The following is a 14302-nucleotide window of genomic DNA, read 5'->3' on the forward strand; positions in this document are numbered from 1 at the left end:
CCCTTTTATTTGTATTTTAGAAATATACAAATAATTACAAGTGTGATAGAATGAGTTAATTTGTGCATAAAGGGGAGAGATACAATGGAGAAATGGGAGTTAGCAAAGGAAATTTACAATACGTCACGTTTAACGGGAACATTTAAACTTCGATCGGGACAAGTATCAAATCAATACTTTGATAAGTACTTATTTGAATCTAATCCAGTACTGTTATTAGAAATTGCTAAACAATTGAAAGAGCTCATTCCTCCAGAGACAGAAGTACTCGCGGGTTTAGAAATGGGAGGAATTCCAGTGGCAACAGCATTATCTTTACAAACAGGTATACCTGTTGTATTTGTAAGGAAAGAAGCGAAGAAGTACGGTACATGTAAGTTAGCAGAAGGCGTTGATATTACGGGGAAAAATGTTTGTGTTGTTGAAGATGTTATTACGACAGGCGGGCAAATATTATTAAGTACGAAAGAGTTAAGGGAACTGGGTGCGAAAGTACACCATGTTCTAGGCGTCATTGAACGAACGAAAGAGGGAAGAGAAAACTTATTAGAAGATGGCTTACAGCTACATTCTTTATTTACAATGGATGAGTTAATCGAAGGAGAAAAGCAATATGCAAAGAGTTGACGTCGTATATGCATTAATACATGATGAAGAAACAGATAAGATATTAATGGTACATAATATAGAACAAAACGTTTGGTCACTGCCGGGTGGGGCTGTTGAAAAAGGTGAAATATTAGAGGAAGCACTAATAAGAGAAGTGAAAGAAGAGACAGGTTTAACAGCCGTGATAGGTGGACTTGTTGCAATCAATGAAAAATTCTTTGAAGCATCAGGGAATCATGCGATACTATTTACATTCCGAGCAAATGTAGTAAACGGTGAACTGATTGCGGAAGATGACGAAGAAATTTCTGCAATAGAGTGGGTGAACCGAACGGTTGCAAATGAACGATTCCCATTCTACGATGGAGGATTCGAGGCATTATTAGAAGTAGCCATTCCATACAAGTTTCAACCAGAAACAAAGTGATTGAATAGAAAAAACAGGAGCGTAAGGCTCCTGTTTTTTCTATTCAATCGTCTTCAGTAATAACTTTTTCAATAGTGGTTTAATCTTCAGACGTAAATCTTCAGCGTGATTTGCAACTAAGAAGTGATGGTTATAAATGTTCTTCATTAATTGATAAGTTGCTTCTTTTGCTTCGCCTTCTTCGATGAAGATTCCGATTACTTCCATACCACTTTTACGAGCAAGTTTGACAGCTTCATGCGTATCTAAAATACCATCTTGTTGATAGTCTAGCGCAGAAGGTTCACCGTCTGTAAAGACAAGTAAGAATTTATGCTTTTCTGGTCTTTTCGCAAGTTTTTCAGAAACGATACGAATAATATATCCGTCGCGGTTATCTTCTTCTTCGCGAAGCTGCATAATTTCGGGACCAACGTTTGGTAACGTTGAGTTTTTATACGTTACAACTTCATGGATAACGTTCGGCTTATCTTCAGGTTTAGCACTAGAAGCATCCTCCCAAAATCCGCTAATAGCATGCGGGATTTTTAAAGATTTCAACGCTTCATGGAATAGGACCACACTCTTTTTCGTTTCTTCCATTTTGTTATACATAGAACCAGAGCAGTCCACTAACAATTGGAATGCAACATCGAGTTCTTGTGATTCTTGTCCTTTTTTATAAAACATGCGCGGCTGCTTTTCAGTATAAATACGAAGGAATTTCTTACGAAGTCTTCCGTAGTATTTATCACTATTTGCATTCGTTTTATTTTCAATCGTTTTTTCGATAATTTTCTTTAATTCTTTTACATCTTTATTAACGACTGATTTGATAGCTTGGTAATCTTTTTTCTCATCGGTATTTGCCTTGCGAGCTTCTTTAAATGTATGAGAGGCACCAACGTTATACTTACCGTATGCACCGTCGTTTTGGCTAGAAGCGTGTGAAGCTCTTGCTTCTTCTGTATCAGCGCCATCAAAATTGGATTGTGTACTCTTTTGAGAAGTACCTTGTACAGAACCAAGTGCTTGGTCGCCATCTTCTGATTCACGAGCAGTATCGCCCATCATATTTGTTTTTGTTCCGCTTTCTAATTCGAAGCGTAAAAAGTTCTCGTTTTCGTTATTTTTATTTTCACGATGCCATGTCGAGAAACTTTCATCCATTTTGTTTTTGTTTTCATCGTCATCTATGAGCTGCGTATCATCATTTGCTAAATCTTCGACGCGACAGTTCTTTTCATCTGCAATGACAGATAAATAAAGTGGAGCATGTCCGAAATAATTATTAAGCATATCACTTTCAAGAATCTCCTCTAAGCGATAGCGAATCTTTTCAACGATATACATAATATCTTCCGTATTACGAGCTTGGAATGTTTCATGTAAAATTGCTTCAATTTGCTCGAAATATTCATTATTAAACATTTCATATTTATCGCTCGTTAATGAAAGATAGCAGAGACAAAATAGACGATCACCGTGATAGTTACGAACACGATTGATTTCATTTTGTGAGCCGAAGTAATTGCGATACATTTCTTTTCTTCTTTTAAAAACATGCTTTGTGCCAGGGCGTAAGTTTTTTACGATTTCCTCAACACGTAAATCTTCTAATAGAACAAATAATTGTGTTAAAAACTTTTTTAAAGGTGATTCTTGTAATTCAATCGCATAAGAACGAATTAAAGTCATGTCCGAGTAATGTTTATTACCAAGTGCTTTTAAAAACACTTCGCTTTTTAATCCGATTATTGTATCCTCTTCTTTTCGATCATCCCAAAAGTGACTAATGACAACCTTTTTTTCAATTTCGTCGTAGTATGCTTTATAGCCATACTCAAGGTAGGCATCGTCTTCTTTTAGAAGAGCATACATTAAGTTTTCCATTTGTAGAAACAGCGACGCATCAATTTTTTTGTCACTAAAAATTTGTCTCATGAATTATCCCTCAAAGAAATAACTTTCTGCTAATTCACGGACAGTCATTTGTTCTGTTTCATCGTTTAATTTTGCGATAATACTACGTTCAATTGCACGCATAACAGGGATATATACACCTAAATCACATGCATCGATAATGCCACGAATACTTGCTGCCTCTTCACTTACACGTCCATCACGAGCTAAGGGCATAAGGTCGCTTGCAAATGCAACGAACTTTTCAATTGTTGCAACATCATTTAATTTTGATTCAGCTAATAATAGTTCTTTTAATGTATCACCTTGAATGTAAGGAACTTCAATAATAACGAAACGGTTTTTTAATGCTTCATTTAGTTCACTTGTACCAACGTAACCTTCATTAATTGCCGCAATTACACGATACTCATCATCACCGTATACAACTTCTTGTGTAAATGGGTTTGTAATCATTTTACGATAATCTAACGCACCGTGAAGTAGTGGTAACGTTTCAGGTTTTGCCATATTGATTTCATCAATATATAGGAAATGACCGCTCTTCATTGCTTTCATAAGAGGACCGTTAACAAATGTAACTTCAGATGCGCCATCTTTCGTTTGAAGCGTGTTGTATCCTAAAATACCTTCTACATCTAGGTCAACAGAACAGTTAATGCTATGCATTGGTTTTTGGAATAAAGAAGAAAGAGTTTCCGCTAGTACTGTTTTACCACTACCAGTTGGTCCTTTTAATAGAATGTTTTTGCCAAGAAGAAGTGCTGTAATAGCATCTTCAATAATGCTGTTATCAGACGCCTTATATATTTTCTTACCAATTAAATGTGCATTTTCACCAGCTTCTTGCTTATTCTTTTCGTGAATGTTTGAGAGCTGTTGTTTTAAATCAGCATGTATATGAAATTGTTCTAACATGTATTTCCCACCTAACATTATTTTCATAAAGTAATACATCTTATGATAACTTGTTTTAATATGGTATGCAAAGAAAAGGAGAGAGGGGAAATGGAAAAGAAAAAGCAATCAATAGTACATTGATTGCTTACAGTAAAGGAGAGATGAGCCTCATAAAAGACTCTAATATTCGTTTTTTGATACTTCTTTTTTGGAAAGCGTTCCATTTAATTTCAGTGGAATGCTTAAAGTCATCTTCAAAATCACGTTTAATATCATGAACGGTTTCTGATTCATATAGTACGCTAATAAGTTCGTAATTTAATTCAAAGCTACGTACGTCCATATTTGCTGTTCCGATTGTCGCGATTTTATCATCAACGAGTACAATTTTTGCATGCATAAAACCATCTTTATAACTATAAATGGAGGCGCCAGCTTTTAAAAGTGGAGTGAAGTAGGATTGTGATGCTTGATCACTAATAATACTATCACTTTTACCAGGATATAAAATGCGTACATCTATGCCTGATATTGCGCTTAAGCGTAATAATGTTAAAGTTTCTTGATCTGGAATAAAGTATGGTGTAGCGATCCAAATCGATTTTTTTGCAGATCCCATAACGGCTAATAATGTATTACGAATGCTTTTATCATCTGAGCTTGGTCCGCTCGCTACAATTTGCACAGCACCTTCTGCATTTGAAATTTCTTTGCCTGGGAAGTATTGTCTATTCATAAATTGATCCCAAGAATAGTTGTTTAAACCACTAGAGGCATAGAGCCAGTCCTCTAGAAAAATTGCTTGTAATTTGTATAGTGCTTTTCCTTCTATTTTTAAATGACTATCACGCCAAACAGGAAATTTTTTTGAACGACCAAGATATTCATCACCGACGTTGAGTCCACCAGTAAAACCGATTTCACCATCTACAATAACGATTTTTCGATGGTTACGATAATTGACAGTTTCAAGTAACCAAGCTGAAAAAATAGGATCAAATTCAACAATTTCAATTCCAGCTTCTTTCATAGGTTGTAAAAATCTTCTTCTTAAAGTATTACTTCCGAGTCCATCATAAAGGAATCGTACAATAACACCATCTTTTGCTTTTTTTATTAAAGCATCTCGAACTTTTGTACCAATCTCATCAGATTTATAAATATAGTATTGAATATGTATGTGATGTTTTGCTTGGTCGATAGCTTGCAAAATTTCTGAGAATGTTTGATCGCCATTTGTTAAAAGTTGTGTAGTTGTTTTATCTGCGGCAGGTCCGCCTCCAAATTTTTGAACGACTTTTGTCAAATGTGTAGAACGTTCATGTAAGGGGACTGTGAGTGATAATTCTACTCGTCTTCCTTCTAATATTTCACGGAATAATTTTCGTTGCTCTTCTGAACGATGTAGATGTTTTTTTCTTCTCCAACGGCTACGCCCGAAAAGCGCATATAAAAGCACACCTACAACAGGGAGAAGTGCTAATACTAAAAACCATGCTAAAGTGCTTTGTGGGGATCTATTTTCAATAAAAATAACGAAAGAAATCCCTATGATTGTAAGAGACCATAATGCACCGACAAAGGTATATAGCGAGAGGATAGACGTATCTAAAAGTAAGAGTACGATAGATATAATTGTAAATACCAATAATAATTGAACGATAGGCTTCTTCATTTCTATAAAATTCCTCTAATCTTTCTTAAATATAGACTTCTAATATAAAAAGGTATAATCCGACATTCTTATTATAAAGTGTTTTGTTTTTTTTACAAAATATAGGCAGTTTCCCCATGCTTTCCGCATTTGTCCTACATACAGTATATTGTTACGTTATTATCCCGTTAATTACTGGTTAATAAACAGTGTAAGAGGGACAAAACTCTTGCCCCTTATATATAGGAAGAGAGATAACCATATTCTAGAATTGTAGCAGATGCCTGATGAAGCCTAAGGTATGGTTATCCGTATTATAGAGATTCTTCTTAATATAGGTTACCAGCTAGGTTCGTACTATTCATACAATACTTATTAAGATGAGAAAATGGAAAAGGAGAGGGGAAACATGAATTATATAGACAATAATGGATTGTATTATCGTCATAATCATGGAGGGCACCATCATAATGGTGGACATCACAATCATGGAGGACACAATCACCACGATCATCACCACCATCATGGAGGCGGATGGGGCTGGGGCGGCGGCTCATGGGGCGGTGGATTTTTCCCTGGAAGTTTTGCTGGAGGCATGTTAGGCGGACTTACAGCTGGTGCATTAACGGGTGCAGCAGGTGGAGGCTACTATCCAGCACCGTACCCAGTAACTTATCCTACGCCATACCCAGCACCATATCCAACGCCATATCCGGGGTATCAGCCAATGCCATATCCGTATTAAACGAAAAAAAGAGGCTATCCTCTTTTTTTTCGTTTAATAAAGTATTTATTTATAAAATACTTCCAAAATAAAGGTGAAAATATGTTAATATTTTGTTATTGTAATTCAAAAACATATATACTAACTTTAATTTTTATATTATTATTCGTGAATAGTTGTATAGCGTGCTCAAACTTCTATTTTGCTAGTAAAGCAAAGAGGTTAAATGTGAGCGGTATTAGTAGGAAACAGTGATTGTATGGAGCTAGCTATAAAGGAATGTAAGAGAATGAATAAGGTATAATAAAGTAAGCTAATTATAACGATCAGAAACTACTATATATAATCGAAACGGTATTATATTGCTTTTTATTACAAATAATATTATGTTATTTTAATCGGCATATTTCAAAACGTGATTTATGTAAAGGACGATTATTAGGAAATGAAATATCTCTATTTCTATGAAAAGAAACAAGTTGTGTTTTAGTCAGATAGGAAGCAAGGAGAGATGCGCATGCTAGAACAAAGAGGTCATGCATTATATGACTCTTCATTGCGAGATTTAAAGTTAGCATTAGATGAGTCTTCAATTGTTGCGATTACAGACCGAAATGGTCGTATTACATATGTAAATGATAAGTTTTGTGAAATCTCCAAATATACACGAGAAGAGTTAATAGGGAAAGATCATCGTATTTTAAATTCAGAATATCACCCGAAAACATTTTTTCGAATTTTATGGAAGCGCATTTTGAGCGGAAAAGTATGGAGAGGTGAGATTCGAAATCAAGCAAAAGATGGGACATATTATTGGGTTAAAACAACAATTGTTCCATTTTTAAATGAAAAAGGAGAGCCCTACCAATTTATTGCGATCCGAAATGATATTAGTAGTAGGAAAGAAGCAGAACAGAGGTTGCGGTTAAGCGAAAGTCGTTATAGGGAGCTTGCGTATCATGATGCTTTAACGAGTTTACCGAACCGATTACAGTTAATAACGACTGTAAATGAGATGATTGCAGGCAAAAAAGAATTTGGTATGATTTACTTTGATTTAGATCGTTTTAAATTAGTAAACGATACGCTAGGTCATATGATAGGGGATTTACTTTTGAGCGAAGTTGCTTCACGGTTGCATTATGTGCTAGGAGAGAAAGATGTTCTGGCTAGGCTGGGTGGCGACGAATTTGTGCTGTTAACAAAAAAACATACACAAGATGAAATGAGGCAGTTAGCGACATCTGTGTTGTCATGTTTTCAGGCACCATTTATGCTTGAAGGTCATGAAGTATACATTTCAGCTAGTCTAGGGCTGTGCTCATATCCGCAAGATGGACAAGATGTAGAAACTCTATTGAAAAATTCGGATTTAGCCATGTATAGCGCGAAAGAACAAGGTAGAAATGCCGCGTGTTTCTTTACAGATGAATTACGTGCGAAAATAAATCGTAGAATGAAAATTGAATTTGCTTTGCAAAAGGCAATTCGTGATGAAGAGTTAGACGTGGCACTGCAGCCTATTATTGATTTGAAAACGAAGAAATATACTGGTATTGAGGCTTTAGCACGTTGTTCGACAGAAGAAGGACCTATTTCGCCAGGCGAATTTATTCCAGTAGCTGAAGAATCTGGGCTTATTATAAAATTAGGAGACTGGGTATTAGAAAAGTCATGTCGCTTGTTTAAAACATTGCCAGATTACGAAGACGGTCTAAAGCTATCTGTGAATTTATCTATACAACAATTAATGCAAAAGCGTTTTATTTTATCTGTACGTAGTATTTTAAGGAGAACGGGATTTCCACCGAATCGTTTAATTTTAGAAATAACGGAAAGCATTGCTGTTCGTCATTTTGATTATATTATTGCTACATTACAAGAATTAAGAAATATGGGTATTTTAATTGCGTTAGATGACTTCGGAACGGGCTATTCTTCCTTATATTATTTAAAACAACTACCATTGGATATAGTGAAAATTGATCGTAACTTTATTCGTGAATTCCATTATGATCATGCACAGCCAGAGCGAACGATTGTAAAATCTGTTATTGAAATTGCCCATAGTTTAAATTTAGCAGTAGTTGCTGAAGGGGTAGAAACAGTAGAGCAAGAAAGTTTACTACAATCTATGGGTTGTGATTATGTACAAGGATTTTATTATGCGAAACCTTTATCTGTAGGAGAGTTAAAAGAAAAGTTAATTACAGATTTTGAATAAAAAAGAGAAGCCGGTAGCTTCTCTTTTTTTAATTCATTTTTTGTGAGTTTTTCATTAGTACTGGATAAAGAACAAGACCTAGTACGAACAATCCGATTCCTAAGAAGAACGTTTTTAAATCAGCCGTTCCGGTTTTGATAACCCAAATAGAGTATACAAATGCTAATGTAGTAATGATCCCATCCTTTATTCGAGAGCCAGGCATTATATCATACGTTTCTCCTGTAATAACTAATTTGAATTGGTACAGCGTAGAAACAAGGTATGGAATTAAATAAGCTAATGTTGCTACAACGATAGCGAAATTATAAGCTTCTGACACAGTGCCAGAAATCGTTGAGAATAAGAAAATTTGTGTCATCACATTTGTAATAAATAATGATTTTGAAGGACTACCTTTTTTATTTGTTTTCGCGAAAAACTTAGGGAAAAGTCCATTCTTTGCTGCCTGGTAAGGTACTTCTGAACTAACAACGATCCAGCCAACTGTAGATCCAAATAAAGATACAAGTGCAAGTAAAGCCATGACATATGCGCCTTTAGTGCCAATTGCTAAATTTAACGCGTCTACTAATGGTTTTTGCGATTCTTTTAAAGCATCTTGCGAGAGTGCTCCCATTGTAAGTAGGGTAATTGACATATAAATCAGAAGAGCGATAATTAATCCGAAAATGGTAGCTTTTTTTACATCGCGCTGAGATTTTGCACGGTTAGAAAGCATAACTGCTGATTCAATACCGATAAACGCCCAAAGTGTTGCGATAGCAGCTGAATTGATTTGTCCACCTAACGAAATGGATTGCCCCGCTTCATTCATAAATGTTTGACCGTCTCCGAAATTAGAGGCATTGAAAATGAATAATGTGATTACAATAAACATTGTAAATCCGATAATCTTGGCAATGGTAGCAAGAAGATTCATATTTCCAGCTCGGTCAATATTTTGAGAAAGAATATATTGAATTCCCCATAACATAAGGCTACATACGAGGAAAGTTAATCCTTTTCCGAGTTCTAGTGAAAATCCGTTCATTGAAAAGAGAATTTGCTTACTTTGTAAAACTGGAAAGAATGTTGATAAATATCCAGCAAAGGAAATAATAACAGATGCGGTTGCAGCCCAGTTCGCAGCCCAATATCCCCATGCCATACTATATCCTGCAACTTTACCCGCTTTTTTTGAAGGGAACATTGCTTGAGCGTAACTTTGTGGTCCTGCCTTTAATTCTGGCTTGCGAATTGCTAAATTTCCAAATACGAGTGCGATCATAAATACGCCAAGGCCTGTAATACTCCATGCAAGTGTAGAACCCATTGGACCTGATACTTGTGCTAAATTCGCTGGGAGCATAAATACGCCACCGCCAACCATATTTCCAATCACAAAAGCTGTTAAAATCCATAATCCCCATTTTTTCGTTTCCATTTTTGTTAACTCCTTTGTAGTAAGTTTTGCGTAAACATCATTTTTTACTAGCTTTTTGACAATAAAAAAAGAGCCATGTAGATAAAAAATACCTACATGGCTCTTCGCCTAACGTAGGTACAACGGGAATAACCCTTGTACCTACGCGTAATTTTTCCGCTAGGTTTCAAGGGTTACGTATGATGATGATGATGTTTTTGTGCAAATGTAACTACAATTGTTGTATAAGTAAGCATAGTTCTTTGCTCCCTTTCTCCTCTGATTTTGAAGTTAGTATACTACATGTTTTTTTGAATGAAAAGAAAAATATAAAAATTTTTATAAAAATACGTTTTAGAGATTAAATATTTACCTGTATTTTTCCTATACTGGAAAATAAGTGAGAGATTGGCAGAAGAGTGTAGCATGGTATAATACATATAGAATTAGAAGGTGACAAGGGGCTATTGTAGATGATGAGTAAGTATGAACAAATTTATACAGCAATCAGCAAGTCTATTGATAATAAACAATTAAAAGAGGGATGCAAAATCCCATCAGAAACTGAATTAATGAAGCAGTATGAAGCAAGCCGGGGTACGGTAAGAAAAGCTGTAGATTTATTACAAGAGCGTGGATATGTTCAAAAAATACATGGAAAAGGTGTTTTTGTTTTAAAGCGAAAAAACATTGAATTCAACTTTGGTGGTATTGTAAGTTTCCAAGAAGAAAATGAACGTTTAGGACGTCATTGTATTACAGAAGTCGTGGAAATGGAGAAAGTAAAAGCGACAAAAGAGGTTGCAAAGCTATTAAATGTGAAAGAGAAAACAGAAATAGATCATATTAAACGCGTACGAAATATTGATGGAGAAAAAGTAATTTTGGATATCAATCATTTTGTATCGGAATATATTCCTGGATTAACGAGTGAAATTGCAGCGAAGTCTATTTATAAATACATTGAGAAAGAACTAGATCTTCATATTAGTTACTCACAGAGGGTAATTGAAGTGCAGCCATGTACAGAGGACGATAGAAAGTATTTAGATTTAAATGGAACAGACTATGTTGTCGTTGTGAAAAACTTTACGCATTTTTATGATGGAAGTCAGTTCGAATATACAGAATCACGCCATCGTTTAGATATTTTTCATTTTTCGGATGTGGCGCGGAGGAAGTAAAGAGATGGAACAAACTATTGTTTCATCTCTTTTTTTATAAAAAAATAACAAACTCGTATATACGAGTGTTGACTAACTTATATATACGAGTTAATATGTAATTGTAAACGGTATCAAAAAAAGAAAAGAGGGACGGGAATATGGGGAAAGACTATCGTAAAACAGCAGAGGAAGTGTTGCAGTATATTGGTGGGAAAGACAATATTGAACAAGCTGCACACTGTGTAACGAGGCTCCGTATCGCTTTAAAAGATGAAAGTAAAATAGATAATGATAAATTGCAGTCTATTTCATTAGTGAAGGGAGCGTTTCATAACGCTGGGGTATTTCAAATTGTAATTGGTCCAGGAGATGTGGATCGAGTATATGCGGAATTGATAACGCTTGCAGGTATGAAGGAAGCGACAGTAGCTGACGTGAAAGACTCTGGAAACCAAAAGTTAAATCCAGCTCAAAAGTTTGTAAAAGTATTTTCAGATGTATTTATGCCGATATTACCAGCAATCGTAACAGCTGGTTTACTAATGGGAATTAACAATCTATTAGGGGCGAAGGACTTATTTTTTGAAGGTAAAAATTTATTAGATGTGTATCCAAACTTAAGTGGGCTTTGGGATTTAATTAATATGATGGCGAATACAGCATTCGTATTCTTACCAGCACTTGTCGGTTGGTCAGCAACGAAGCGTTTTGGTGGTAGTCCGATATTAGGGATTGTTATGGGATTAATGCTTGTGCACCCAGCCTTACTAAACGCGTGGGATTATGGAAAAGCAGCGACTGGTTTAGATGGACAAAAGATTGAGTACTTCGATATTTTAGGATTATTTCAAATTGAAAAAGTAGGGTATCAAGGTCAAATTTTACCGGTTTTAGTAGCGGCATTCGTATTAAGTAAAGTGGAAATCTTCTTAAAGAAACATGTACCGAATGCAATTCAATTATTAGTTGTACCCATTACGACGATTGTTGTAACTGGTGTGTTAGCATTAGGAATTATTGGTCCAGTTACACGTCATATTGGAGATTTATTAACAGCTGGATTAGTAGGTGTATATGAAACAGTACCAGTAGTTGGAGCAGTATTGTTTGGAGCATTATATGCACCGCTAGTAATTACAGGTATGCATCATATGTTTATTGCTATCGATTTACAATTAATTGCACAGCACGGTGGTACATTCATTTGGCCAATGATTGCTCTTTCTAACATTGCGCAAGGTAGTGCGGCACTTGCGATGTTCTGGATTTCTAAAAATCAAAATGATAAAAGTATGGCATCTACATCAGCAATCTCAGCATATTTCGGTATTACCGAGCCAGCTATGTTCGGTGTAAACTTACGAAATAAATTCCCGTTCTATGCAGCGATTATAGGATCAGCTACTGCAGCTATATTTATTACGCTAAATGGTGTATTAGCACCTGCTATCGGAATTGGTGGATTACCAGCATTTATTTCTATCATTCCGAAATCGATTCCAATATTTATTGTTGGAATGATTATCGCGGTTGTCATCCCATTTACGTTAACGTGGTTATTTGCAAAACGAGCAAAACAGAAGTAGGAGGAAGTTAAACATGAAGGATTGGCATAAAAGTGTAGTTTATCAAATTTATCCGAAGAGCTTTAATAGCTATTACAATAAAGAAACCGGTGATATAAAAGGGGTTACAGAGAAACTAGATTATTTAAAAGAACTCGGAGTAGATTATATTTGGTTAACACCGATATACCAATCACCACAAAATGATAATGGATATGATGTAAGTGATTACTACAGCATTGACCCATCTTACGGAACGATGGAAGAGTTTGAAGAGCTTTTAGAAGAAGCAAAGGCACGTAACATTGAAATTATGCTTGATATCGTTGTAAATCATAGTTCGACGGAGCATAAGTGGTTTAAAGAAGCGAAGGAAGATAAAAATAGTCCATATCGTAATTACTATATTTGGCGCGATGAAAAAAATAATTGGCAATCTAAGTTTGGCGGATCTGCTTGGAAATATGATGAGAAGACAGAGCAATATTTTTTACATCTATTTGATGAGACGCAAGCTGATTTAAATTGGGAAAATGAAAAACTTCGTGAAGAAGTATATGATATGATGCGTTTTTGGCTTGATAAAGGGGTAACTGGATTTCGATTAGATGTTATTAATTTAATTTCAAAAGATCAACAGTTCTTAAATGATGATGGAAGTACGGCGACAAGCGATGGCCGTAAATATTATACAGATGGCCCGCGTGTTCATGAATATTTACAAGAGATGAACCGAAGTGTTTTTGAAGGGAAAGATGTGATTACAGTTGGAGAAATGTCATCTACGACAATTGATAATTGTATTAAATATTCAAACCCTGAGCGCAATGAATTAAGTATGACGTTTAGTTTTCATCATTTAAAAGTAGATTATCCGAATGGAGACAAGTGGACACAAGCAGATTTTGATTTTATTAAATTAAAAGAGATTATGTCTAATTGGCAAATTGAAATGCAAAAGGGCGGAGGATGGAATGCATTATTCTGGTGTAATCATGACCAGCCTCGTATTGTGTCACGCTTCGGTGATGATAGAAAGTACCGAAATGAATCTGCAAAAATGTTAGCGACAGCTATGCATATGTTGCAAGGCACCCCTTACATTTATCAAGGCGAAGAAATCGGTATGACGAATCCTAAATTCGAGTCCATTGAGCAATATCGTGATGTAGAATCGTTAAATATATACGATATAAAGCGAGAAGAAGGATTATCAAAAGAAGAAATTATCGGGATTTTAAAACAAAAATCTCGTGATAACTCCCGTACTCCGATGCAGTGGAATGAAAAGATGAACAGTGGTTTTACAACAAGTACCCCTTGGATTTCAGTGGCTGAAAACTTTACAGAAATAAACGTAGAGAAGGCGTTAGAAGATAAGGAATCTGTATTTTATCATTATAAAAAACTAATTGAACTAAGAAAAACATACGATGTTATTACAGAAGGAGAATATGCTATTTTAGATGAAAATCATCCTAAGATTTGGGCATACACACGTACTGTAAATGATGAAATATTACTTGTTATCAATAACTTCTATGGAGAAGAAATAACGTACGCTGTACCAGCACATGTTCAATTAGATGGAATGAAACAAGAAATACTACTGTCGAATTATAAAGATTCCAGCAAGGATATTACAAACCTTAACTTAAGACCATATGAATCCATTGTATATCGTTATACGAAATAGAAAGGTTGTATGCCCGTGAGGCATACAACC

The 14302-nt window shown here is 35.4% G+C and carries 11 protein-coding genes; 7 read left to right on the forward strand and 4 right to left on the reverse strand.

The window, feature by feature from the left end:
* The first annotated feature begins 84 nt into the window (after window positions 1-84).
* Window positions 85-627 carry an orotate phosphoribosyltransferase gene (gene pyrE, locus BAQ44_RS04390; RefSeq protein WP_071720975.1) on the forward strand — a complete coding sequence of 181 codons (543 nt, stop codon included), beginning with the start codon at window positions 85-87 and terminating at the stop codon, window positions 625-627.
* The gene (locus BAQ44_RS04395) at window positions 614-1036 is read left to right on the forward strand and encodes an NUDIX hydrolase (protein ID WP_063261592.1); all 423 of its coding nucleotides are present in this window, start codon (window positions 614-616) and stop codon (window positions 1034-1036) included. Before pyrE ends, BAQ44_RS04395 begins: the two co-directional genes overlap by 14 nt.
* 39 nt (window positions 1037-1075) lie before the next feature.
* On the opposite strand, the gene BAQ44_RS04400 is transcribed toward BAQ44_RS04395, so the two are convergent.
* The 3 genes from BAQ44_RS04400 to BAQ44_RS04410 all read right to left on the reverse strand — a co-directional run bounded on the left by BAQ44_RS04400 (window position 1076) and on the right by BAQ44_RS04410 (window position 5513).
* The gene (locus BAQ44_RS04400) at window positions 1076-2959 is read right to left on the reverse strand and encodes a vWA domain-containing protein (RefSeq protein ID WP_063261591.1); all 1884 of its coding nucleotides are present in this window, start codon (window positions 2957-2959) and stop codon (window positions 1076-1078) included.
* A 3-nt stretch (window positions 2960-2962) separates the two neighbouring features.
* Window positions 2963-3856 carry an ATP-binding protein gene (locus BAQ44_RS04405; RefSeq protein ID WP_060629515.1) on the reverse strand — a complete coding sequence of 298 codons (894 nt, stop codon included), beginning with the start codon at window positions 3854-3856 and terminating at the stop codon, window positions 2963-2965.
* Window positions 3857-3983: 127 nt separating this feature from the next.
* Complete coding sequence (locus BAQ44_RS04410) at window positions 3984-5513, reverse strand: cardiolipin synthase (protein ID WP_063261590.1); 1530 nt, start codon at window positions 5511-5513, stop codon at window positions 3984-3986.
* 388 nt (window positions 5514-5901) lie between these two features.
* On the opposite strand from BAQ44_RS04410, the gene BAQ44_RS04415 reads away from it, so the two are divergent.
* On the forward strand, window positions 5902-6237 hold the full coding sequence (locus BAQ44_RS04415; protein WP_071720977.1) for a cobalt transporter: 336 nt from the start codon (window positions 5902-5904) through the stop codon (window positions 6235-6237).
* A gap of 496 nt (window positions 6238-6733) precedes the next feature.
* Window positions 6734-8440, forward strand: a complete 1707-nt coding sequence (locus BAQ44_RS04420) for a putative bifunctional diguanylate cyclase/phosphodiesterase (RefSeq protein WP_063261588.1) — start codon at window positions 6734-6736, stop codon at window positions 8438-8440.
* Window positions 8441-8468: 28 nt separating this feature from the next.
* On the opposite strand, the gene BAQ44_RS04425 is transcribed toward BAQ44_RS04420, so the two are convergent.
* Window positions 8469-9866, reverse strand: coding sequence for an amino acid permease (locus BAQ44_RS04425; RefSeq protein ID WP_071720979.1), 1398 nt, complete (start codon window positions 9864-9866; stop codon window positions 8469-8471).
* Between the two features lie 452 nt (window positions 9867-10318).
* On the opposite strand from BAQ44_RS04425, the gene treR reads away from it, so the two are divergent.
* The 3 genes from treR (at window position 10319) to treC (ending at window position 14272) form a co-directional block, all read left to right on the forward strand.
* Window positions 10319-11029, forward strand: coding sequence for a trehalose operon repressor (gene treR / locus BAQ44_RS04430; protein ID WP_061676373.1), 711 nt, complete (start codon window positions 10319-10321; stop codon window positions 11027-11029).
* Between the two features lie 140 nt (window positions 11030-11169).
* Window positions 11170-12597: a PTS system trehalose-specific EIIBC component gene (gene treP / locus BAQ44_RS04435; RefSeq protein WP_071720980.1), complete on the forward strand. Its 1428-nt coding sequence runs from the start codon at window positions 11170-11172 to the stop codon at window positions 12595-12597.
* Between the two features lie 13 nt (window positions 12598-12610).
* A complete protein-coding gene (gene treC, locus BAQ44_RS04440; protein ID WP_071720982.1) occupies window positions 12611-14272 on the forward strand; it encodes an alpha,alpha-phosphotrehalase in 1662 nt (553 codons plus the stop codon).
* The last annotated feature ends 30 nt before the right edge of the window (window positions 14273-14302 follow it).

Source organism: Bacillus mobilis (assembly GCF_001884045.1).
Taxonomy (GTDB): domain Bacteria; phylum Bacillota; class Bacilli; order Bacillales; family Bacillaceae_G; genus Bacillus_A; species Bacillus_A mobilis.